The sequence below is a fragment of the Bradyrhizobium sp. I71 genome, from assembly GCF_022354745.1.
Taxonomy (GTDB): Bacteria; Pseudomonadota; Alphaproteobacteria; order Rhizobiales; family Xanthobacteraceae; genus Bradyrhizobium; species Bradyrhizobium liaoningense.
Map to the genome: position 1 here is coordinate 3,037,596 of NZ_CP059398.1, position 23,692 is coordinate 3,061,287.

The 23,692-nt window shown below is 65.0% G+C and carries 20 protein-coding genes; 12 read left to right on the plus strand and 8 right to left on the minus strand.

Features of this window, described 5'->3' with window-relative positions:
* Positions 1–129: 129 nt before the first annotated feature.
* The 5 genes from FJV43_RS14900 to ugpB all read right to left on the minus strand — a co-directional run bounded on the left by FJV43_RS14900 (position 130) and on the right by ugpB (position 6,660).
* Entirely contained in the window at positions 130–1,029 is a 900-nt protein-coding gene (locus tag FJV43_RS14900) for an ABC transporter permease (protein WP_239628040.1), read from the minus strand.
* A 221-nt stretch (positions 1,030–1,250) separates the two neighbouring features.
* Positions 1,251–2,264 carry an ABC transporter permease gene (locus FJV43_RS14905; protein WP_239628042.1) on the minus strand — a complete coding sequence of 338 codons (1,014 nt, stop codon included), beginning with the start codon at positions 2,262–2,264 and terminating at the stop codon, positions 1,251–1,253.
* Positions 2,265–2,379: 115 nt separating this feature from the next.
* Positions 2,380–4,002, minus strand: coding sequence for an ABC transporter substrate-binding protein (locus FJV43_RS14910; protein WP_239628043.1), 1,623 nt, complete (start codon positions 4,000–4,002; stop codon positions 2,380–2,382).
* A gap of 229 nt (positions 4,003–4,231) precedes the next feature.
* Positions 4,232–5,179, minus strand: a complete 948-nt coding sequence (locus FJV43_RS14915) for an aminoglycoside 3'-phosphotransferase/choline kinase family protein (RefSeq protein ID WP_239629430.1) — start codon at positions 5,177–5,179, stop codon at positions 4,232–4,234.
* A 158-nt stretch (positions 5,180–5,337) separates the two neighbouring features.
* Positions 5,338–6,660 (minus strand): sn-glycerol-3-phosphate ABC transporter substrate-binding protein UgpB, encoded by a 1,323-nt coding sequence (gene ugpB, locus FJV43_RS14920; RefSeq protein ID WP_239628045.1) that lies wholly within the window; start codon positions 6,658–6,660, stop codon positions 5,338–5,340.
* Between the two features lie 204 nt (positions 6,661–6,864).
* On the opposite strand from ugpB, the gene FJV43_RS14925 reads away from it, so the two are divergent.
* The 10 genes from FJV43_RS14925 (at position 6,865) to FJV43_RS14970 (ending at position 18,066) form a co-directional block, all read left to right on the plus strand.
* Entirely contained in the window at positions 6,865–7,860 is a 996-nt protein-coding gene (locus tag FJV43_RS14925; RefSeq protein ID WP_239628047.1) for a TRAP transporter substrate-binding protein, read from the plus strand.
* 6 nt (positions 7,861–7,866) lie between these two features.
* Positions 7,867–9,945 (plus strand): ATP-binding protein, encoded by a 2,079-nt coding sequence (locus FJV43_RS14930; RefSeq protein ID WP_239628048.1) that lies wholly within the window; start codon positions 7,867–7,869, stop codon positions 9,943–9,945.
* Positions 9,915–11,660: a DUF3369 domain-containing protein gene (locus tag FJV43_RS14935; protein ID WP_239628050.1), complete on the plus strand. Its 1,746-nt coding sequence runs from the start codon at positions 9,915–9,917 to the stop codon at positions 11,658–11,660. Before FJV43_RS14930 ends, FJV43_RS14935 begins: the two co-directional genes overlap by 31 nt.
* Positions 11,661–11,670: 10 nt before the next feature.
* The gene (locus FJV43_RS14940) at positions 11,671–12,405 is read left to right on the plus strand and encodes a response regulator (RefSeq protein WP_239628051.1); all 735 of its coding nucleotides are present in this window, start codon (positions 11,671–11,673) and stop codon (positions 12,403–12,405) included.
* Positions 12,406–12,717: 312 nt separating this feature from the next.
* Positions 12,718–13,329: a sigma-70 family RNA polymerase sigma factor gene (locus FJV43_RS14945; RefSeq protein ID WP_197968692.1), complete on the plus strand. Its 612-nt coding sequence runs from the start codon at positions 12,718–12,720 to the stop codon at positions 13,327–13,329.
* 331 nt (positions 13,330–13,660) lie between these two features.
* Entirely contained in the window at positions 13,661–14,359 is a 699-nt protein-coding gene (locus tag FJV43_RS14950; protein ID WP_239628053.1) for a cytochrome c biogenesis CcdA family protein, read from the plus strand.
* Between the two features lie 31 nt (positions 14,360–14,390).
* Positions 14,391–14,954: a thioredoxin family protein gene (locus tag FJV43_RS14955; protein ID WP_239628054.1), complete on the plus strand. Its 564-nt coding sequence runs from the start codon at positions 14,391–14,393 to the stop codon at positions 14,952–14,954.
* A 102-nt stretch (positions 14,955–15,056) separates the two neighbouring features.
* Positions 15,057–16,031 carry a hypothetical protein gene (locus tag FJV43_RS14960; protein ID WP_239628056.1) on the plus strand — a complete coding sequence of 325 codons (975 nt, stop codon included), beginning with the start codon at positions 15,057–15,059 and terminating at the stop codon, positions 16,029–16,031.
* Positions 16,032–16,304: 273 nt separating this feature from the next.
* Positions 16,305–16,898 (plus strand): L,D-transpeptidase, encoded by a 594-nt coding sequence (locus tag FJV43_RS14965; protein WP_239628057.1) that lies wholly within the window; start codon positions 16,305–16,307, stop codon positions 16,896–16,898.
* 130 nt (positions 16,899–17,028) lie between these two features.
* A complete protein-coding gene (locus FJV43_RS14970) occupies positions 17,029–18,066 on the plus strand; it encodes an amino acid ABC transporter substrate-binding protein (protein ID WP_239629431.1) in 1,038 nt (345 codons plus the stop codon).
* Between the two features lie 472 nt (positions 18,067–18,538).
* Here the strand turns inward: FJV43_RS14970 and FJV43_RS14975 are convergent, their stop codons facing one another.
* Both FJV43_RS14975 and FJV43_RS14980 read right to left on the minus strand, forming a co-directional pair.
* The gene (locus FJV43_RS14975; RefSeq protein ID WP_239628059.1) at positions 18,539–19,678 is read right to left on the minus strand and encodes an acyl-CoA dehydrogenase family protein; all 1,140 of its coding nucleotides are present in this window, start codon (positions 19,676–19,678) and stop codon (positions 18,539–18,541) included.
* A 126-nt stretch (positions 19,679–19,804) separates the two neighbouring features.
* Positions 19,805–21,004 (minus strand): acyl-CoA dehydrogenase family protein, encoded by a 1,200-nt coding sequence (locus FJV43_RS14980; RefSeq protein ID WP_239628060.1) that lies wholly within the window; start codon positions 21,002–21,004, stop codon positions 19,805–19,807.
* Between the two features lie 135 nt (positions 21,005–21,139).
* Here FJV43_RS14980 and FJV43_RS14985 point away from each other — a divergent pair, with 135 nt between their 5' ends.
* Positions 21,140–21,685 carry a carboxymuconolactone decarboxylase family protein gene (locus FJV43_RS14985; protein WP_239628066.1) on the plus strand — a complete coding sequence of 182 codons (546 nt, stop codon included), beginning with the start codon at positions 21,140–21,142 and terminating at the stop codon, positions 21,683–21,685.
* Positions 21,686–21,774: 89 nt separating this feature from the next.
* Positions 21,775–22,269, plus strand: coding sequence for a VOC family protein (locus FJV43_RS14990; protein ID WP_239628069.1), 495 nt, complete (start codon positions 21,775–21,777; stop codon positions 22,267–22,269).
* 122 nt (positions 22,270–22,391) lie between these two features.
* On the opposite strand, the gene FJV43_RS14995 is transcribed toward FJV43_RS14990, so the two are convergent.
* Positions 22,392–23,627, minus strand: a complete 1,236-nt coding sequence (locus tag FJV43_RS14995; protein WP_239628070.1) for an MFS transporter — start codon at positions 23,625–23,627, stop codon at positions 22,392–22,394.
* Between the last annotated feature and the right edge of the window lie 65 nt (positions 23,628–23,692).

The window sequence follows — 23,692 nt, forward strand, 5'->3', positions numbered from 1 at the left end:
GATCACCAACACCTCTTGCTGGGCTACCCCCCTCCCCAGCCCTCCCCCGCAAGGGGGGAGGGAGCGATAGAGAGGTGCCCTCCTCACATCCGAGTCTCACGTTGCTTGCGCCGCAAGGAAGACCAGCCATCATGTCCTCCGCTGGGGATCGACGATGTCGCGCAGGCCGTCGCCGAGGAGGTTGAAGCAGAACACGGCGATCATCAGGGCAAGGCCGGGGAAGAGCGCGATCCACCACTCGCCTGAAACCATGAAGCCCGCGCCCTCCGCGACCATGATGCCCCATTCGGCGGTGGGCGGGCGGACGCCGAGGCCGATGAAGGACAGGCCCGCGGCGTTGAGGATGGCATAGCCCATGGTCAGCGACATCTGCACGATCATGATCGGCATGATGTTCGGCAGGATGTGCACCAGGAGGATGCGGAATTCGCCGTTGCCGGACAGGCGCGCCGCCTGCACGAAGCCGGCGTTGCGGCGGACATTGGCTTCGGCACGCGCGACACGGGCATAGAGCGGGAAATTCACGATCGCGGTGGCCAGGATGATGTTCTGCACGGTGTTGCCGAGCGCTGCGACGATGCCCATGGCGAGCACGAACAGCGGGAACGCCATGATGGTGTCGGCGATGCGGCCGACGATGCGGTCGGTCCAGCCGCCGAAATAGCCGGCGGCGATGCCGGCGAGCCCGCCCATCAGGAACACCAGCGCGACGGATGCGACCGCGATGAAGACGTCGAGCCGGGTTGCGACGATGACGCGACTGAAGATGTCGCGCCCGAGCTGGTCGGTGCCGAACCAGTGCGCCGCCGACGGCGGCTTCAGGGCCGCGGCGGTATCGGAGGCGAGCGGATCATACGGCACCACATAGGGGCCGAAGATCGCGGCGGCGAGGATCAGGATCAGCAGCGCGAAGGCGAAGCCCGTGACCTTGTTCTCGCCGAGCACGTAGCGGGTCTGCTCGAGGATCGCGACCAGGCCGGACGTGCGCGCGGGACCGGCGGGTTCAACAGCAGGCGCAACGGAGCTCATGGCTTCACTCCTGGAGCTTCATGACTTTGGGTGGCGAGCTTGGAGTTGGCTTCACCTCTCCCGCTTGCGGGAGAGGTCGCGCCGACGGCGCGGGCGAGGGCGAGGGCTTTCTCCTCTTGGGGGTTCTCGACCGCGGAGAAACCCTCTCCCCAACCCTCCCCCGCAAGCGGGGGAGGGAGCGCACCGTCCGCGTGATTCGCATCGAACGCGATCATGGTCGGCTACCCCTCCAACCTGACGCGCGGATCGATGACGCCGTAGAGAATGTCGATCACGAGGTTGAGCAGCACGTACATGACCGCCATGGTCAGCACGAAACCCTGCACCGGTGCGAAGTCCGACGAGATCAGTGCTTCCACGGCATAGGAGCCGATGCCGGGCCAGGCGAAGACTTTCTCCACCAGCACGTTGGCGCCAAGCAGGAACGAGAACACCATGCTGAGCGTGGTGATGACCGGCAGCATCGCGTTGCGGAAGGCGTAGGTGACGATCACGGTTGCGGGCGACAGGCCGCTGGCGCGCGCGGTGCGGACGAACTCGCTGGCGAGCACCGCCAGCATCGAGGCGCGCGTCATGCGCGCGATCGGCGCCAGCGAGAAGATCGCGAGCGTCGTCGCCGGCAGGATCAGCTGGCTCAGCGCCGAGCGGAATGCCTCGACGTCGCGCGCGAGCAGAGTGTCGATCAGGTAAAAGCCGGTCACCGTCGGCGGCGCGCTGTAGAACACGTCGAGACGGCCGAGCGGCGCCGGCGACCAGCCGAGCCGGAAATAGAACACATAGACCAGCACGAGGCCGGTGAAGAACACGGGGAGCGACACGCCGGCCGTCGTCGTCACCCGGCAGAGATGGTCGATCCACGATCCCGGCCGGGTTGCCGCGAGCACGCCGAGCGGAATCGCGATCGCGATCGAGACGAAAAGGCCGAGCAGGGTCAGCTCGGCGGAAGCCGGCAGACGATTGCGGATTTCGGCCGCGACCGGCTGGCCGGTGGTGAGCGAGTTGCCGAAATCGCCATGGGCGAGGTCGTTGGCATAGCGGAAGAACTGCTCGACCAGCGGCTTGTCGAGTCCGAGTTTTTTCCGGATCTGCTCGACCGCTTCTTTCGTTGCGGCAGGGCCGGCGAAATAGGCGGCGGGGTCACCGGGCAGCGCGCGCGTCAGCAGGAAGGTGACGATGACGACGCCGATCAGCGAGGGAATCGCGAAGATCAGGCGTTTGCCGATCATGGTCAGCATGGGGCTCGCTCCGCTCGCGCGAATGGCGAATAGCGAATGGCGAATGGATTTTCACCGCCGACAGCCTGCATTCGCCATCCCCTGTTCGCTACTCGCCACTCGCCATTCGCTTCTCTCACCCCTTCGCCATCGCGCGATAATCCAGGCGGCGGTGGAACCAGTATTGGTAGCCGCTGATGTTCTTCTGCATCGCGACGTTGACGAAGGGCTGGTACAGCGGGATGCGCGGCACGTCGGTGTAGGCGAGATCGACGAAGCCCTTCACGTCCTTGTCGTAGGTCGCCGTGTCGCCGGTCGCAGCGGCGGTGCGCGCGCCATCGATCAGCTTGTCCATCTCCGCCGACTTGTAGCTCATGGTGTTGAAGACGGAATTGTTGCCGTGATAGCACCAGTAGAAGAAGTATTCGGGGTAATCGAGCCAGCCCGAGAACACGTTGGTGAAGAGCGGCATCTCCTTCTTGTTCAACTCGGTGCGCCAGTTGGCGCCGGGCACCTTGTTGATCGTGGTCTTGATGCCGAGCTGGGCGAGCGATTCCTGCACCAGCACGCAGAGCGGCTCGTTGACGCCCGCGAAGTTGAGGTCGAACGAGATCGTGGTCTCGAAGCCGTTGGCGTAGCCGGCCTCGGCCAGCAGCGCCTTCGCCTTCTCCATGTCGGTGTTGAACTTGTGCGGCTGCGGCCAGGCGACTTCGGTCGGCTTGTCCTTCGGCGCGCCGAACATGGGATTGCCGAGCCCGAACAGCACGGCGTCCATGATCTTCTGGTACGGCATCGCATAGGCCATCGCCTGCCGCACCTTCGGATTGTCGAAGGGCGGCTTGGTCACGTTCATGCCGATATACTGGATGCCGTTCGAGAACGGCAGCGACACCACGTTGAGCTTGCCGCTCGCCTTCATCTCCTGGAAATCCTTGAACGGCAGCTCATAGGAGATGTCGGCGTCGCCGCGCTCGAGCAGCGCGCGGCGGTTGCCGGCCTGCGGCACCATGCGCCAGATCACGCGCTTGATTTTCGGCAGGGGACCGCCGACCCAGTCGTCGTTGCGCTCCATCACCACTTCGGTACCGGCGGTCCATTTCACCACCTTGTAGGCGCCGGAGCCCGCGGTCTGCTGCTTGGTGAATTCGAGACCCCAGGGATCCTTCTCGCTGGCGTTCTTCTTCACCAGCTCGGAATTGACGATGCAGGGCACGATGACGGCAAGATCGGGGATCGTGAGCTTGTCCTTCTTCAGGAAGTCGACGCGCACCGTGTGATCGTCGATCACGACGAACTGCTCGGGCTTGGTCAGCGAGCCCGCGCTCATCTGGAAGGTCGGGAAGCCGCCGACGCTGACGGCGCGGTCGAGCGACCACTTGACGTCCTTGGCCGTGACCGGCGCGCCGTCGTGGAATTTGGCGTTCTTCTTCAGCTTGAAGGTGACCGACATGTCGTCGATCTTGAAGTCCTCGGCGAGCTCGCCCTTGAACTTGTCGCGATCGTAATAGGGCACGCCACCGGGGCCGCTCTTCATCTCGTGGCTGATCAGGCGGTCGTAGCAATTCCAGGACACCTCGTAGCCGGGCACGTTGGTGCCGATGCCATGGATGTCGAGATTGTTGGGGCCGCCCTCCGAGACGATCAGCAGCGTCTCCGAGCGGGCATCGGCCTTGGCCGAGGAGATCACGGACGGCATGGCCGGAAGCGCCGCTCCGGCGGCCAACCCGGAAACGGATTTGAGGAAATCGCGGCGCTTCATGAAATTGCTCCAACACAACGTTTTGGTTGGAACCTCTTTCGCAAGGTTCGTGCCAGAGCTTAACGAGGTATTACCTGCGGATTAACATGCTGATTCCAATCATGTTCTGCCATTTCTGGCGGAAGTTGAAGGGCGCGACCAAGCCCTCTTATTGCATACAAAGAGAGACGATTGCTCAAAATACAGGCTAACAAATGGAGGAGCCCATTTGAAAGGCGGGAGGCGCGGCTTACTCAGGCCAGATCAGATCCTGAAGCTCGACCAGGTCCGCCGCCCTCTCCTGCCAGCCTTCGATGCAGATGTGGCCGTTGAGGTCGCTGGCGCGGTGCAGCAGCATCAAGGCCATCAAGCGGCGCTTGAGCGCGAAATCGAGCTTCGTATAGCCAAAGCCTTCGAGCAGGCTCTTCACCCTGCCCCGCCGGCCCGCCGCCATGAAGGCGCTGGGGCCGAGCAGGTCGTAGTCGCGCCATCCCGCGAGCACGTCGCCGAAGTCGAACAGGCCCTTGAGCGACCATTGGCCGTCATCGCTGGCGAGCAAAAAGTTCTCGGGAATGTATTCGCCGATCAGGATCACCGGCGGCGCATCCATCGGAATCAGCTGAGCCGCATCGCGCAGGAGATCGTCGAGACCGGCGAGGAATTTCGGCGCAAGGCCGAGACGTGTGTGCCGGGCCTTGCAGCCCTGCATCTGCCGACGCATGAAGTCGTCCCAGCGCGGCTCGATCTGCGCGAGCGCGCCGAGCGGGGCGCGCTGCACGGAAGCGATGGTCTCGCCGATCTGGCGTAGCACGCGCTCCTTCTGGTCTTCCGGCAAATGCGGCCAGACCTCCGAGCCGAGCGTGCCGGCAAGGCGCGTGATGATCAGATAAGGCCAGCCGTCGCGCTCGCCCTCCGCCACGATCTCGGGAATCGGCAAATGCAAGCGGCCGGCAAGCTGCGACAGCGAGGCGCGCTCGGAGACGAATTGCGCGCGCAGCAGCGGCGGGAAGATCTTCAGGATCAGATTGTCACCGAGGCCGACGACGAGATTGGTGCCTGTCGCAAACACAAGCGGCGCGCCGACATCGAGACCGTGTCCGCGCGCGATGTCGAGCGCGATCGGAAGCCATCGCGAGGACGCGGAGCGGAAGGCGCGAAAGCTGTCGGCATCGGTGAAGTGAGGAAGCGTCATCGACATCGCGCGCACAGTAGGTTTGCGCTCGTCATGCCCGGGCTTGTCCCGGGCATCCACGTTCTTCGTGCTGAGTGGCAAGTCGTGGATGGCCGGGACAAGCCCGGCCATGACGCTGTGGAAAGGTCTCGCGCTCCGGTCAACGCCAAGCTTCTATCCTGCTTCTACCGATCCGGGCTTGCGCGCTCGAACTGGCGCAGCAGCTTGTTGCCGCGCTCGACGGCGGAATCCAGTGCGGCTTGCGCGCTCTTCTGGCCGGAAAAGGCCTGCTCCAGCTCGTCCTCGATGGCGCCGCGGATCAGAATGAAGGAGCCGAGCCGGATGCCCTTGGAGTTCTCCGTCGGCGGATGCAGCGTGATCTGCTCGAACGAGATCGCCGAGCCCGGATTGCGCTCGTAGAACCCCTGCGACCGCGTCAGCTCGAAGGCGGCGCGGGTCACGGGCAGATAGCCGGTGTTCTGGTGCCAGGCGGCCTGCACGGCGGGTTGCGACAGATAGGCAAAGAACCGCGCCACGCCCTTGTATTCCTGGCGGGGACGGTCGCGCAGCACCCAAAGCGTGGCGCCGCCGATGATCGAGTTCTGCGGCGCGTCCTTCACGTCCGGCCAGTACGGCATTATGCCGTAGCCGATCTCGAACTTCGAATTCGCCTTGATGTCGGCACGCGTCGCCGAGGAGCCAATGAAGATGCCGCATTCGCCCTTCTGGAAGCGCGGCTCGGCTGATTGCCCGCGGCCGCTGTAGTCGAACAGCCCAGTCTTCTGCCATTCCGCGAGTTGGGCAACGTGCTTGACGAGAAGCGGATTGTTGATGGTCAGTTCGGCATCAAGCCCGGCAAACCCGTTGGCTCGCGTCGCCAGGGCCAGATTGTGGAAGGCGGAAAAATTCTCGACATGGACCCAGGACGGCCAGGACGTGGTGAAGCCGCAGGCCGCGCCATGGTCGCGCAGGCGCTTTGCGGCCGTCCCCAATTCCGGCCAGGTCTTCGGCGGCGCCTCCGGATCGAGGCCCGCCCCACGGAACATGGTCTTGTTGTAATAGAGGATCGGGGTCGAGGAATTGAACGGGAAGGACAGCAGATTGCCGGCCGCATCGGTGTAGTAGCCGGAGACCGCGGGCAGGTAATCGTCCAGCGAGAACGGCTCGCCCTGGTCCCGCATCAGGCTGAACACCGGATAGATCGCGCCCTTGGCCGCAGTCATGGTGGCGGTGGCGACCTCGTTGACCTGGACGATCGCCGGCTGGCTGCGCGAGCGGAAGGCGAAGATCGCGGCCGTCACCGTCTCGGTGTAATTGCCCTTGTAAGCCGGCACGATCCGGTAGTCGGACTGCGAGGCGTTGAAGTCGGAGGCGAGCTTGTCGAGCTGCCGGCCGAGCTCGCCGGACATGGCGTGCCACAGCGCGATGTCCGTGGCGGCACGCACAGGCGCGGCCAATGAGAGAGCCGCAAGGGCGGCGACGAGCTGCAAAAGGCGCAGTGCTGACATCACGGTGGCTCTTCCCTTGCCGCACGCCGGAAGGCGGCTGCCTTGCTTAAGGCGCGGCATTGGCGGTTTCAACCGGGAACGAGCGCCGGCCGCGCCGCACAATTCGGCCCCGCGGAACCGGCGGGATGGCCTTCCCCCGACCATCTGCTAGATTGCATTGAACCTTTTCCTTCCACCATAGACTCCACCACCGAGGGGTTGAGTGTGTCAGTGCTGAACCGTGCCGAATCTTCGCGGACCGGGGTGATCTTCGTCGCGCTTCTGCTGGCCGTCTGGACGACGGGCGCCGTTGCGCGCGAATTTCGCGCCGCCGACACTCAGGCCGAGAATTACCCGACCGTCCAGGCGCTGCGCTACATGGGCGCCCTGATCGCCGAGCGCAGCGGCGGCCGGCACGAGATCAAGGTGTTCCACTCCCGTCAGCTCGGCGAGGAAAAGGAGACCATCGAGCAAACCCGGGCCGGCGCGATCGACCTCAACCGGACCAACGTGGCGCTGATCGGCAATTTCGTCCCGGCGATGAACGTGCTCGCGATGCCGTTCCTGTTCCGGTCCATCGAGCACATGCAGAACGTGCTGGACGGGCCGATCGGCAGCGAGATCTTGAACAGTTTCGAGCCCTACGGCTTCGTTGGACTCTGCTTCTACGATTCGGGCGCGCGGTCGATCTACAATGGCGTCCGCCCGGTCCGAAGCGTCGCAGATCTCCAGGGATTGCGGATCCGGGTGCAGCAGTCGGAGTTGATGAGCCAGATGATGCGCGCGCTCGGCGCCGAACCGGTCGAGCTGCCCTACGGGCAGGTGCTCACCGGGCTTGCCAACCACCTGATCGACGGCGCCGAGAACAACTGGCCATCCTTCGTGACGACGGACCATTACAAGCATGCCGGCCACTACACGCTCACCGAGCACACGATGAGCCCGGAGGTGCTGGTGATCTCGCTGAAGGCCTGGCAGAGCCTGTCGCCGGACGACCGGATCATCTTCAGGGAGGCCGCGCAGCGCTCCAGCCGCTTCATGCGCGAGAAGTGGCGCGACCTCGAGGAACAGTCGCAGCGCAAGGCGCAGGACGCGGGCGTGACCATCACCAAGGACATCGACCGCAAGCCGTTCGAGGCGGCGATGGCCGCCATCTACGCCAAGGCCGGACGCGATCCTGCGGCGGCCGCGCTGATCGAACGCATTCGCAAGGTGGAGTGAGGCCTGTTGGCTGCACTTGGACATCACGAACACGCGGACAGGCCGCCCGGCCCGATCGGGCAGCTGCGCGCGCGGCTCGTCGGCGTGCTGCGGGCGGTGCCGATCCGCTGGCGCATCCTGTCGATCGCCGCGCTGAACTCCGCCGTGGTCGTGGTGCTGGTGGCGATGATCTGGAACGGCGCGCAGGTGCTGGGCTCGGCCTGGCACGACGTGCGCCAGGTGCGCGAGTCCGACCGGATCCTGGCGCTGCTCGAAAGCGAGACCGGACGGCTCCAGAACCTGATCCACCGCTATATCAACCAGCCGAGCCCGGACCTGTTCGCCGAGATCCTCCTGCTGCGCGAGGCGGTGCTGGGCACGCTGACCAACCGCGCCGCCAAGGACCCGATGCTGTCGGGCTCGGTCGAGGAGCTGGAGCGCACCACCGATCGCTTCCTCAACGGTTTCGGCGAGCTGCGCAGCGTGCAGGCGACGATCGCCAAGACCTATGAGGAGCAGGTGCAGGGCCCGGCCAGGGACATGGCCGGCCTCTACTCCATCATCGAGGGCGCCACCGGCCATCGCGACGCGCTGATCTGGCCCTCGCTCGGCAAGTCCCGCGAGGCCTTCACCGCGATGCTGGTGGCGGCCAATTCCTACTACCTGTCGCAGTCATCGGGCGCCGCCGACGACGCGCGCCGCAACACCGAGACGATCGAGAAGACCATCCCGGTCATGATCGATCTCGCCGACAACGACCTCCAGAAGATGGCCCTGCGGCGGCTTGCGGCCCGCACCATGGCGCTGCGGGAGGGCTTTGCCAAGCTCTCCGAACAGCTTGCGAGCCGCACCGAGCTGCTCCGCAACACCATCGACGCCAGCCAGGCCGAGGCGATCGGCGCCATCGACGACCTCTCGAGCAAGATGCGCCAACGCGAGCAGAAGGCGCAGGAGACCTTCGACCGCACGCTGGGAGATATTTCCCGGCGGGTGCTGTCGATCGCGGTCATCTTCCTCGGCATCATCCTCACCGCGGGCGTCTTGATCGCACTGTCGATCCGCCTGCCGCTGCAGCAGATCATGACCGCGATGCGTGCGATCACGCTCGGCGACCTCGATCGCGAGGTGCAGGGCACCAAGGCGCGCGACGAGGTCGGCGCCATGGCGCGCGCGGTGGAGGTGTTCCGCGAGAACGCGATCGCCAAGCGCGAGACCGAGGACGAGCTGCGCGCCTCCAAGGAGAAAGCCGAGAGCGCGCTGCTCGAGCTCAATACCGCGCAGCAGAATTTGATCGATGCCGAACGGCTGGCGGCGCTCGGCGGCCTGGTTGCCGGCGTCGCGCACGAGGTCAACAACCCGATCGGCATCAGCCTCACGGTGGCCTCCAGCTTGGCCCGGCGCACCGAGATCTTCGAGGCCCAGCTCAAGGGCGAGGGCGGCCTGCGCCGGTCGCAGCTGGAGGAATTCGTGCAGTCCTCACGCGACGCCTCGCAGCAGCTCGTCGCCAACCTCCAGCGCGCCGGCGAGCTGATCCAGTCGTTCAAGCAGGTTGCGGTGGATCGCTCGCATATCGAGCGGCGGCAATTCTCGCTCAGCGAAGCCACCGACCAGATCATCGCCAGCCTGCGCCCGGTGCTGAAGCGGTCGCCGATCACGCTTCAGGTCGACGTGCCCGAGGGGCTGCTGCTCGACGGCTATCCCGGCTCTTACGGCCAGATCCTGACCAACCTGTTCCTCAACGCCGCCAACCACGCCTTCGCCGACGGCCGCGCCGGCACGATCGCGATCTCGGCGCGGCCGCGCGGGACCGACGACATCGAAATCAGCTTCGCCGATGACGGAGCCGGCATGACCCCCGACGTGCAGCGCCAGGCCTTTGACCCTTTCTTTACCACCCGGCGCAATGAAGGCGGCACGGGACTTGGCCTCCATATCGTCTATAACCTCGTCACCCAGCAGCTCGGCGGCCGCATGGTGCTGGAATCCAAGCTGGGACAAGGCACCACTTTTCGCATTATCATACCCCGGGTCGCCAAGGGCGGCACGCAAAGCACAGAAAGTGACGGATCTTCGCAATGGCCGAACAGGACGATGTCCTCCACCTGATCGACGATACCGGTACCGCGTCGGAGGATAGTAACGCCCGGAAATGGAAGATCGCCGTCATCGACGACGATCCGGCCGTGCATGACGGCACCCGTTTCGCACTGTCCGACTACAGCCTCAACGGCCAGAGCCTGGAGATCCTCTCGGCCTATTCCGCAGCGGAAGGCCGCAAGCTGATGGCCGAGCACGGCGACATCGCCGCCGTGCTGCTCGACGTCATCATGGAGACCGACGTCGCCGGCCTCGAACTGGTCGAGTTCATCCGCAACGAGATCAGGAACGAGACCGTGCGCATCATCCTGCGCACCGGCCAGCCCGGCCAGGCTCCGGAGCGGCGCGTGATCGTGCAGTACGACATCAACGACTACAAGGCCAAGACCGAGCTCACCGCCGACAAGCTGTTCACCTCCCTGACCGCGGCGCTGCGCTCCTATCAGCAGCTCGAGCGCATGGTGCAGACGCGGCGCGGGCTGGAGATCATCATCGACGCGGCCTCGACGCTGTACGACTTCAAGTCGATGCAGCGGCTCGCCGAGGGCGTGCTGACCCAGCTCGCCTCGCTGCTCAACGTCGATTGCGCCGGCATCCTGGTCCTGCGCGACAATGGCGGCGTCGATCCCGAGCTCTCGGTGCTCGCCGGCAGCGGCTGCTACAGCCGCTTCATCGGCACCACCACGTCGAAGGCGCTCGATCCCGACCTGCGCGAGATGGTCGAGGCCGCGTTCCAGCGCCGCAAGAACGAATTCGCCGACCACCGCAGCGTGATCTATCTGCGCACCGGAAGCGGCCGCGAGGTCGTGGTGCTGCTCCAGGCCGAACGCGAGCTGTCGGAGACCGACCGTTCGCTGGTCGAGATCTTCTCCAGCCGGCTCTCGATCGCCTTCGACAACGTGATCCTCTACCAGCAGCTCCAGGACGCCAACACCCAGCTCGAAGACCGCGTCGCCCAGCGCACCCGCGCGCTGATGCAGGCCAACCGCCGGCTCTCGGCGCAATGGCTGCGGCTGCAGCGCGCCAACGGCTTCAAGAACGAGATTCTGGGCACCGTCGCGCACGACCTGAAGAATCCGCTCGGGGTCATCCTCGGCCGCACCGAGATGCTGAAGGAGCTGATCTCGACCGGCGCCTCGGAAAGCGGCGTGGTCGCCCAGGTCGACCACATTCGCGACGCCACCAAGCGGCTGACCACGATGGTCGATCACCTGATCTCGGATGCGATGGCCGATGCCTTCGACATCACCATCCGCCGCGAGCCGGTCGACGTCGCCGCGCTGGTCAAGGAGGTTGCCGAAGCCAACCAGCCGCTCGCCGTCAACAAGCAGCAGACGATCAGCGTTGCCGCGCCGGCCAACATGGTCACCATGTGCGACACCGACCGCATCCGCGAGGCGATCGACAATCTCATCAGCAACGCCATCAAATACTCTCCGATCGGCGGCAAGATCGACGTGGTCGTCAGCCATGAGGGCCGCGACACCACCGTCCGCGTCAGCGACGAGGGTGCCGGCCTGTCGCCGGAGGATCTCGGCCGCCTGTTCGGCCGGTTCCAGCGGCTGTCGGCAAAACCGACCGCCGGCGAGAGCTCGACGGGGCTTGGGCTCTCCATCGTCAAGCGTATCATCGACATGCATGGCGGCGAGGTAACCGCCGACAGCGACGGCCCCGGCAAGGGATCGACCTTCACCATCACCCTCCCCGCGACTGAAACGCCGTGATGCAAAGCCCATGACCCAAAGCCAGCACATCATGATCGTCGACGACGAGGCCCCGGCCCGGGAGATGGTCGGCGATTACCTCAAGATGCACGGCTTCACCGTGACGCTGTGCGACGGCGGCAAGAGCTTGCGCGCCGCGATCCAGGGCAGCATGCCCGACCTCGTCGTGCTCGATCTCAACATGCCCGAGGAAGACGGGCTCTCGATCATTCGCGACCTCAAGAGCCGCATCAACGTGCCCGTGATCATGCTCACGGCGACCGCGAGCCCGATCGATCGCGTCGTCGGACTCGAGCTCGGCGCCGACGATTACGTGGCCAAGCCCTGCGAGTTGCGCGAGCTGATGGCGCGCATCCGCTCGGTGCTGCGGCGGAGCGTGCCGGCCAAGGCAGCAGTGCCCGAGGCGGCGGCGAAATCGGACAAGGAGCAGCTGGTGCGCTTCGGCACCAAATGGCTCGATCTCGAAGCGCAGGCCTTGCGCGACGACGAGGGCAACGAGCATCCGCTCACGGCCTCCGAGTTCGGGCTTCTCAAGGTGTTCGCGGCCAATCCGAAACGCGTGCTGTCGCGCGAGCGCCTGCTGGAATTGGCCAATGCGCGCGACGCCGAGGCCTTCGACCGCGCGGTCGATCTCCGCATCATGCGCATCCGCCGCAAGATCGAGCCCGACCCGGCCAAGCCGGCCGTAATCCGCACCATCCGCGGCGGCGGCTATCTGTTTTCGCCGGCCGGCGAGAAGGCGTAGGGACGTCATTCCGGGACGCCCCGAGGGCGACCCCGGGAATCACGGCAAGGGCGGACGACACCGAACGCAACAGCCAGAAATACGTTCCCGGCGCCTCCGCTCAGCCCCAAATTCCCACTCCCGTATTTTCCGCACGTTGAAATTCCACGTCTTTTTGGCCCGAATGTTTCGTCGCGGCCGCTGCGACGAAACAATTTGGCGGCGCACGAAACCATTTTCTCCTTTTCGTGCAGACATCCCGAAACGTTGGCTGATTAACACTTCGGCCTAAGGAAACGCCGCTCGGTTGCGGCGCTACGGGGAGCCAAGTCAATGCCGAACGTCATCGCCATCAACGCCCAAGCCAGCCAGAGCATCATCGCCGCTCAGGCGACCTCGGACGACATGCTCCTCGAGAGCATTGCCGACGGCAACCGGACGGCGATGCACATCCTCTATTGCCGGCACAATGTGCGGGTGTACCGCTTCATCCTGCGCATCGTGCGCGACGCCACCACGGCGGAAGACCTGGTCAGCCAGGTGTTTCTGGATGTGTGGCGGACCGCCGGCCAATTCCAGGGCCGCTCGCAGGTCTCGACCTGGCTGCTCTCGATCGCCCGCTTCAAGGCGCTGACCGCGATGCGCCAGCGCCGCTTCGAGGACATCGACCAGGAGGATGTGCGCCAGATTGCCGATGGTGCCGACACGCCGGAGACTTCGCTCGACCGCAGCGACACCAGCGCCATCCTGCGCGCCTGCGTGCAGAAGCTGTCGCCTGCGCATCGGGAGATCATCAACCTCGTCTACTATCACGAGAAATCGGTGGAGGAGGTCGGGCAGATCATCGGCATCCCCCAGAGCACGGTGAAGACGCGGATGTTCTATGCCCGCAAGCAACTGGCCGATTTGCTTAAGTGTGCCGGCGTCGATCGTTTCGCCGCCTAACTCCAATCAATTCAACGGGATAGGGCCGCAGCGCAGGCCCTGTCCCCGGACACGGAAGTGTTACCGCCGACGAAACAATTGAAACAAAGCGCAACATCAGGCGGAAAAACTTCACTCCTATAAAGTCCCCATACGGTTTCGTTAAACCTCCCAAGGACCTCCAGCGACCCGGACGATGCCCCCGTCCGGGTCGTTTTGTATTGGGGGGGAAGCGGCCTTGTGAGGGCCATGACGACCTCCGCAACGACCGAGCCGTCACGACCACGTGACGTCGCGTAACGTGCGGCGCTCCGGACACGAACTGCCCTCGTGACCCCATCCACGAGGGCCAATGCTCGACCTCCTCTTCGCCGTCCTTGCCGGCCTGCTCACCGTTGCCGCGCCCTGCACGCTGCCGATGCTGCCGATCCTGCTCGGCGCCTCGATCGGGCGCGTCGGGCATCTGCGGCCGGCGATGATCGCGCTCGGCTTCGTCGTCTCGTTCTCCGCAGTCGCGCTGCTGCTCGGTGCGATCACGCGGCTGCTCGATTTCGACCCGAACGTGCTGCGCGAAGCCGCATCGATCCTGCTGCTCGGATTCGGCCTGCTGATGCTGTGGCCGGCGCCGTTCGAGTGGCTGTCGGCACGACTCAATGGCTGGCTCGATCTCGGCAGTTCGAACGGCGCGCAGCGCGAGGGCGCGCTCGGTGGCCTCGTGCTCGGCACCACGCTGGGCCTGGTCTGGACGCCCTGCGCCGGGCCGGTGCTCGGCTCGATCCTGACGCTGGTCGCGACCTCGAAGGATGTTGCCTGGGCCGGCACGCTGCTGGTCGCCTACGCCATCGGCGCGGCGATCCCGATGCTGGCGATCGCCTATGGCGGACAGGCCGCCACCACGCGCGTGCGCAGCCTCGCGCGCATCTCGCCGCGGCTGCAACAGGGCTTTGGCGTCGTCGTGATCGGCTTCGCCGTCGCGGCGTATTTCCAATACGACACGCTGATCGTGGCGTGGCTCACCCGCTTCTATCCCACCGGCCAGATCGACCTCTGACCGTCGAAGATTTCACCCGGAGGACGCTTCCATGACTCTCAAACTGCTCGCCGTTTCCGCCGCACTGATCGGCTTCACCGTCACCGGCGCCGTCATCCCCGGCGTCTGCGACGAGGTTTCCCGCGCAAGCCCCGTCCGCGTCGCCGCCGCAAGCCAACAGACCGCGCCCGACTTCACCGGCATCACCAACTGGTTCAACTCGAAACCGCTCAGCATCGCCGACCTCCGCGGCAAGGTCGTGCTGGTCGACTTCTGGACTTATGGCTGCGTCAACTGCGTCAACACGCTGCCGCACGTCACCGGCCTCTATGCCAAGTACAAGGACAAGGGCCTCGTCGTGGTCGGCGTACACACGCCGGAATTCCCGTTCGAGCGGTCGGCCGCGAACGTGCAGGCCGCGCTGAAGCGCCACGGCATCACCTATCCGGTGGCGCAGGACAATGATTCCAAGACCTGGAACGCCTATCGCAACCAATATTGGCCGGCGCAGTACATCATCGACCGGAGCGGCAAGATCGTGTTCCAGCACGCCGGCGAAGGCAGCTATGACCAGATCGACCGCACGGTGGCGAGGCTGCTGAACGTCGACAGCTGATGCCGCACGGCGAGCACGCGGCAGGTATCGGTTGTCGCCCTTGTTGCTTGACTCCACGGACCCGTCCGTGGAGTTTCGCAAGCGAAGCAATCAGCCGACGCGATGGACGACGCGACCACCAGCACCGACATCCGCCTTCGTGAAGGCGCCTCGATCGCCCAGCGGCTGGTGATGTCCGGCTTTGCGGCCGCGGTTGCGCTGTGCTTCACGCCGGGCCTGTTCACGCGCGACATCCTGGAAATCGCGATCTCCGTGGTCGCGCTGCTCGTGGGGGCGGGCTTCGTCGTCGGCATCATGATGGCGCCGGCCGTGGTGTGGATCATCACACCGAGCGAGATCCTGATCGGGCAGCAGCGTCCGTTCGGAAGGCTCCGCACGCGGGTCGTGCCCAAGGACGACATCAGGGAATTGCAGGTTCCCGGCAGCAAGAGGGTGAAAGCCCGTTTCCAGCTGGCCTTCACGCTGGCCTCGGGGGAACGCCTGACGTCCCCGCCGATCTCGGACGTCACGCATGTGCATGACACCGTGACCCGGATCGCCACGCATTTCGGCGTTCCCAATGTCGAGGCACCTCGCAATCCGCTCGATGCCAGCAATCCCGAGATGCATCTCGGCGAACCCATCGAGCCGTTTCCGGCGCGGGAAATCTACATCGTTGCGCTGATCGCGGTCGCCGTGTGCACCGTTCCCTATGCCTACAAGCTCTGGCGCGGCCTGCCGCCGGGCCCGATCGACATCGCGCTGTTGCCCGCCGGCGCGATCGCGGCGTTCGTCGTCTACAGATACGCCAACCTCGTCACCGGCGCCTTCTGGATCATCCGGCCGGCCGACATTCGCGTCGAGCGCCTGTGGGGCGACGGCAGCCTGCGCGCCGACCATATCGAGGGGCATGAGGTGAAATCGATCTCCGTCGAGCGCCGCGGCCGCTCCGAGGACGAGCACTGCATCGTCGTGATCCGGTTGCACTCGGGGCGGCGATTTCGCAGCCCCCGTATCGGGTCGCGAGCCGAGGCGCGCGCCGTGGCCACGGAGATCGTGCGCCGCCTGGAAATTGTGCCGGAGAGCAACAAGATTTAGCTGCACCAACCGCCAATTATCGAAGTCGATCTTCCCGCGAGCTCCGTCGGAGTCTCTCCCGCAGGCAGGCGGGAGAGGAGCGCAGTACCGCCTCGCCGCGACAATCTATGCTTTTCGCGCCATCCCCTGTTCGTGGCATTGCTCCGGCCCGTCAAAAAGCCAAAGCATTCTCGTGACATACCAGGGTGGCGCGCCATCAACTTGCCACGAACTTGCCCCTCAGGTTTGATGGTTCATGATTGATTTGCGCTGTGGCAGCGGGGAGAGCTTTACATGACGGATTTTCGTCGCCTGACCGGGATGTTTGTGGCTGCGATGGGCCTGATTCTGTCGACGCCACAAGCTTTCGCCCAGCAGCCGGACCGCGGGGACGAGCCGGGACTGGTCGCCGATGACGGCTACCAGCTCGAGCCGGAATGGCAGAAGCAGGTGGTCTACTTCCGCACCACCGAGCCGCCGGGAACGATCATCGTCTCGACCGCAGAACGGCACCTCTATCTGGTGCAGCCCGGCGGGCGCGCGATCCGCTATGGCATCGGCGTCGGCCGCGACGGTTTCCAGTGGCAAGGACTGGTGACCATCACCAACAAGAAAGAATGGCCGGACTGGACGCCGCCGCCGGAGATGATCCAGCGCCAGCCCTATCTGCCGCGCTTCATGGCCGGCGGCCCCGGCAATCCGTTGGGGGCCCGCGCCATGTATCTCGGCACCACGGTCTACCGCATCCACGGCACCAACCGCCCCGACACGATCGGCACCAAGGTGTCTTCCGGCTGCTTCCGCCTCGTCAACAATGACGTTGCCGATCTCTATGATCGCGTTCCTGTTGGCACCAAGGTCGTCATCCGGCAGAAGCCCGAGCTCTAAAGCTTATCGTCCGAGCATGATCTTTTCGGACGGCCGCTTCGCGCTTCGCGCTCACGCCGCCCTCCGAATCCGGATCATGCTCTCCGTCCTCGCCTGACTCCTTTTCCCAGTTTTTCGAGAGAGCAACATGATGCGCACTTTTCGTGGCGGCCTGCTGATCGGGCTCGCCATCGCCGTGCTGGTCGCCGTCCTGGCCATCATCTATGAATTCTACGACACCCGCACCTTGAAGCGCACCGTTCGCCGGGGCGAAGTGCTGTGCGGCGTCAACAAGGGCCTGCCGGGCTTCTCGATCCCCGATGACAAGGGCAACTGGACCGGCTTCGACGTCGATTTCTGCCGCGCGGTCGCCGCCGCGATCTTCAACGATCCGGGCAAGGCGAAGTTCGTTCCGCTCGACGCCAATGAGCGGTTCAAGGAGCTGCAGAGCCGCAAGGTGGACATCCTCTCGCGCAACACGACCTGGAGCATGGCGCGCGAGCTCGACTACGACCTGTATTTTCCGGCCGTGGCCTATTACGACGGCGTCGGCTTCATGGTGCTGCGCTCGCGCAACAAGGAGACCTCGCTGGACCTGACAGACAGCAAGGTCTGCGTGCAGAGCGGAACCACGACGACGCTCAACGTCGCCGATTACTTCCGCGTCAACAACATGAAGTATGAAGAGGTAAAGTTCGACAAGCTCGACGACGTCGTGAAGGCCTACGACACCGGCAAGTGCGACACGCTCTCGGCCGACGTCTCCCAGCTCTATGCGCTGCGGCTGAACCTCTCGAAGCCCGGCGACCACATGATCCTGCCGGACATGATCTCCAAGGAGCCGCTCGCCCCCGTCGTGCGTCAGCGCGACGACGACTGGATGATGATCGTGAAGTGGACGCTGTATGCCATGATCAACGCCGAGGAGCTCGGCGTCACCTCTGAGAACATCGACGAGGCCTTGAAGTCGAAGAAGCCGGAAGTGATGCGCCTCGTCGGCACCGAAGGCCGTTACGGCGAGCAGCTCGGCCTCACCAAGGACTGGGCCGCCCGCATCATCCGCCACGTCGGCAATTACGGCGAGATGTACGACCGAAACATCGGCGAGAAGTCCAAGCTGAAGATCCCCCGCGGCATGAACCAGCTGTGGAATGCCGGCGGCGTGCAGTACGCACCGCCGATGCGGTAAGACCGTCTCTCCGCCGTCATTGCGTCGATAGTGCTAACAACACGTGCGGTGCGGTCCCTCCCCCCTTGCGGGGGAGGGTAATCGCATATGAATTACACGGGGACTGTCTGCAGGCTTGCTCCGCCTCTCCCGCCTGCGGGAGAGGCCGACGCGCTCGCAGAGCGCGGCGGGTGAGGGCTCTCGCCGCGCAGGGACGTGTCCTCAGTTGTTCTCAATAATCCCGGCGCGGAGACACCCTCTACCCTCCCCCGCAAGCGCAGGGCAATCGCATATGAATATTGCAGAGGTCGTCATGCCCGGGCTTGTCCCGGGCATCCACGTTCTTTGTGCTGCGTGGAAAGGCGTGGATGGCCGGGACAAGCCCGGCCATGACGCTGTGGAAACAGTCGGTATCCATAGCCACGTCTCATATGCGATAGCCCTGCCCGCAAGGGGGAGGGAGCGCAGGGTACCGTGTTACACGAGCAACTGCTCAATACCCCCGCGCGCGCGCCAGCTGCTCGGTGTGGTAGTTGGCATCGCCGAACAATTCCTCGCACACCCGCGCGCGCTTCATGAAAAAGCCGATGTCGAACTGGTCGGTCATGCCCATGCCGCCATGCATCTGCACGCCTTCCTGCACCGCGCGCGTGGCGGTGGTACCGGCGCGGGCTTTCGCGACTGCGACGGCCGAAGCCGCCTTGGCGACGTCGCCATCCAGGGCCTGCAGCGCCTTCATCACTGCGGCGCGGGTGATCTCGATGTCGACATAGAGCTCGGCGGCGCGGTGCTGGAGGGCCTGGAATTCGCCGATCAGCTTGCCGAACTGCTTGCGGCTCTTCAGGTACTCGACGGTGCGGCCAAACACCTCCTCGCTGAGACCGACCATTTCGGCGGCGACCGCGCCGCGGCCGATATCGAGCACGCCTTCGAGCAGACTTGCGCCCTGATCGACCTCGCCGAGCACGCTGTCGGCATTGACCTCGACATTGGCGAATTCGATCCGCGCCGCATTGTGCGCATCGACCATGATGGTGCGCTCGATCGCGACGCCCTTCGCCGCGGGGTTCACCAGGAACAGCGTCAACCCCTCGCGCTCACCGGCGGCGCCCGTCGTGCGCGCGGCGACGATCAGGAGATCGGCGACGTGACCATCGACCACGAGCGCCTTGGCACCGCTGAGCTTGAACCCGTTGCCGGCGCGCACGGCCTGCAGGCCGGTGTGGAGCGGACGGTGCTTGGCGCCCTCGTCGATTGCGAGCGTTGCGAGCAGCGACCCGCTTGCGATCTTCGGCAGATATTCCGATCTCTGCGCGGAGTTACCGCCGCGGTTCAGCGCCGAGGCCGCGACCACGCTGGTGGCGAGGAAGGGCGATGGCATCAGGGTGCGGCCGATCTCCTCCATGACGACGCCAGCTTCGACATGGCCGAGGCCACTGCCGCCAAATTCTTCAGGCACCAGAAGACCGGCAAAACCCATCTCGGCAAAGGAATGCCAGAGCTCCTTGGAGAAGCCGGTGGGGTCCTTGCTGTCGCGCAAATGACGCAGGTGCGACACCGGTGCCTTGTCGCTGATCAGCCCGCGCGCGCTGTCGCGGAGCATCGATTGTTCTTCGGTGAGGACGAGGGCCATGTGCAAAGTCTCTGATATCGCGTGGAATGCATATTGTTGGTGTCATTCCGGGGCACGCGAAGCGTGAACCCGGAATCTCGAGGTTCCGGGTTCGGTCCTGCGGACCGCCCCGGAACGACGGCGCGATCAGGCCCCCGGCAGATCCAGGATGCGCTTGGCGACGATGCCGAGCATGACCTCGGACGTGCCGCCCTCGATCGAGTTGGCCTTGGTGCGCAGCCAGGCGCGCGGGCGGGCGCCCTGCTTGGAGCGCTCGCTCTCCCATTCCAGCGCATCGACGCCGCCGGCCGACATCAGGATCTCGTGGCGGCGCTTGTTGAGCTCGGTGCCGTAATACTTCATCGCCGACGAGAACGCCGGATGCGCCTGCCCGGCCTTGGCGAGATCGACCGCGCGCTCGGCGCAGGCCGCGAGCGCGGCTTCATCGACGTCGAAGCGCGCGATCTGGCCGCGCAGCATGGCATCGTCCAGCCTGCCCTGCCCATCGGTGCCGACCGAGTCCGCCGCGATCTGGCCGAGCGGCCGGCCGACGCCGCGCTCGCCCATCCCTGAGATCATCGCGCGCTCGTGCTGGAGCAGATATTTTGCGACGTCCCAGCCACGGTTGATGGTGCCGACCACGTGCGACTTCGGCACGCGGACATTGTCGAAGAAGGTCTCGCAGAACGGCGAATAGCCGGAGATCAAAAGGATCGGCTTGGTCGAAACGCCCTTCGAGGTCATGTCGAACAGGATGAAGCTGATGCCGTCATGCTTCTTCGCAGTGGGATCGGTGCGCACCAGGCAGAAGATCCAGTCGGCGTAATTGGCGTAAGACGTCCAGATCTTCTGGCCGGTGATGATGAAGTCGTCGCCGTCGCTCTCGGCGCGGGTCTGGAGCGAAGCGAGATCGGAGCCGGCGTTCGGCTCGGAATAGCCCTGGCACCAGCGGATCTCGCCCGCCGCGATCTTCGGCAGATGCTCCTTCTTCTGGGCGTCGTTGCCGTATTTCAAGAGCGCCGGTCCGAGCATCCAGATGCCGAAACTCGACAGCGGCGGGCGCGCGCCGATCCTCGCCATCTCGGCGCGCAGAACCTTGTGCTCGGCCGCGCTCAGGCCGCCGCCGCCATACTCCTTCGGCCAGTCGGGGACGGTCCAGCCCTTGTCGCGCATCCGCTCGAACCAGATGCGCTGCGGCTCCGACGAGAATTTTGCGTTGCGTCCGCCCCAGAACACGTCGGCATCCGACGTCGCGGGCTTGCGCATTTCCGGCGGGCAATTGGCTTCCAGCCAGGCGCGCGTCTCATCGCGGAATGTTTCGAGATCGGCAGTCTCAGTGTCGCTCATGGTCGTTTCCATCAATCAAAAAGACTTGTTGGGCGCGACTCTGGGCCAAGCCCCCGCGGAATTCAACCACTTCCGCAATTCGCAGTCGGCTATAGTCGCCCTGCGGCGAACCTTGAAAACAAAGAGGAAACGACAATGCGCCTGAAGCTTCTTTCGCCTGGCGAAATGAACGAGAGCCAGCGGCAGACCTATGACGAATCGATTGCCGGCAAGCGCGGCAAGCCGCCGGCGCCGATGATGGCCTGGCTCAACAGCCCGGAGATGGCGCGTCACGCGACGCGGCTCGGCGAGGTCATGCGCTTCGACACGATATTCCCGGCAAAGCTCTCGGAGATCGCGATCCTGGTGACGGCGCGGCACTGGACCGCGCATTACGAATGGTACGCACACAAGCGCCTCGCGCTTGCGGGCGGCATGAAGCCCGAGATCATCGACGCGATCCGCGACCGCCGCACGCCCGAGTTCGACGATCCCAAGGGGAAGATGATCTACGACGTCGCGAAGTCGCTGCACGAGGGCCACGGCGTCGAGAAGGGTTTGTATGATGAGGCGGTGAAGCTGCTCGGTGAGCGCGGCGTGGTCGAGGTGATCGGGCTGTGCGGCTATTACACGCTGGTATCGATGACGCTGAACACGTTCGAGTTCGGCCTGCCCGAGGGCGAGGTGTCGGAGCTGAGCTAGTTTCTTATCGGGAAACGATGGGTTTCGAGATGAGCAATGGCGCTGTCCCGAGGGCCGCCCTATCTGGAATTCAGCAACGGAGCATTCCCATGTCGCAAAGTCCCGCCGTCGCCGCCGGCACAAGGATCGGCCACGTCCACCTCAAGGTCGCCGATCTCGATCGCGCGCTCGGCTTCTATTGCGGCGTGCTCGGCTTCGAGCTGATGCAGCGGATGGGCTCGGGCGCCGCCTTCATCTCCGCCGGAGGCTATCACCACCACATCGGACTCAACACCTGGGAAAGCAAGGGCGGCTCGCCACCGCCGCCGGGCACGACCGGGCTGTTTCACACGGCAATCCTCTATCCGACGCGGCCGGCGCTGGCCGATGCCTTGCACCGCGTGCTCACGGCCGGGATTGTGCTGGATGGGGCGAGCGATCACGGCGTCAGCGAGGCGCTGTATCTGCGCGATCCCGACGAGAACGGCGTCGAGCTGTATTGGGACAGGCCGAGGGAGCAATGGCCGTTCGGGCCGGATGGGAAGCTGGCGATGTTCACCAAGCGGCTGGATGTCGAGGGATTGCTGAAGCAGCGGGAGGGGTGATCCCCGCTCTCTCCTCGTCGTTGCGAGGAGCGAAGCGACGAAGCAATCCATCCCTCCACGGCAAGACTCTGGATTGCTTCGCTGCGCTCGCAATGACGGAGTTTGTTGAGGCGCGGTCGCGTCTATTTCAACTTGGCGGGTGGCCTCTCCCGCACCATGATCAGCGCCGCGGCCATCACCTCCAGCGCGATGCAGAGGTAGAACGGCAGCACATAGCCGCCGGACCAATCGCGCAAGGCCCCGACGACGCCCGGGCCGAACGCGTAGGTCACCTGGTTGATCGCCGTATTCAAGCTGATCAGCACGCCGAACGCGGCACTGTCGAACTCCTGCTGCACGATCAGCGAGGGCAGCGTGATGAGGTTGCCGACCGAGAAGCCGAACAATGCGCAGGCCGCGATCAGCACGTAGTCGTTGTGCAGGTTGATGACGACGCACAGCGCCGCGGCCTGGCTCAGGAACGACAGCGCCGAGGCGAGGCGCTGGTTGAGGCGGTCGATCACCAGCGAGAACAGCACGCGGCCGACCACGGCCATCGCCGTCAGCACCGCGACGGCGACGGCGGCGCGCTCGCGACCGATTACGGGGTCGAGGAACGAGATCAGGTGCACGATGAAGCCCACCTGGGCGAACAGCACCAGGGCGAAGGCGATCGTCACCGTGAGGAAGCCGACGTCACGCAGCGCCCATGCGCGGATCTGCGCCGAGGATTGCGGCTTGGCCTTCGCCGTCGCGTGCCAGCCATGACGATCGGGCGGGCGGCCGACGAGAAGGAGGATGACCGGCAGCAGCAGCACCAGCATGGCGCCGGCGGCGGCATACATCGCGCTGGCGAAGCCGACATGGCCGATCAGCGTCACCAGCAGCGGCACGCCCACGATGCCGCCGAAGCTGGCGCCGTTCAGCGCGAGGCTGATCGCCATACCGCGCTTGTGGTCGAACCACAGGCTGATCGTGTTGGTGATCATGGCGAGACTGGTGCCGGCCCAGCCGAAGGCGAGCACGGCATTCGCGAGATAGAGCTGCCAGGGCTCGCGCACCGCGCCGATCGCGACCGCGGCCGCCGCCATCGCCAGCGTGCCGGCAATCAGGCAGAGGCGCGGACCGTATTTTCGCACGGCTTCGCCGACGAAGACGACCAGCAGCGCGCCGAACAGATAGAAGAACGTCGTCCCTGCGGAGATCAGCGTCGTCGGCCAGCCCCGCGCGCGCTGGAGCTCGGCGACATAGACGCTCTGGCCGTAGAAGCCGAGACCCCAGCCGAAGGTGGCGAGCAGGAAGCAGACCGCGACGATGCGCCAGCCTTCGTAGCGGAGGGAGGATTCGTCGATCATGGGATGTTGAGGATTATCAAGCATTGCCGCTTACTCCGTCATGCCCGGGCATAGCCGTCTGAAGGACGGCGTCGCTTCCGCTCGCCTAT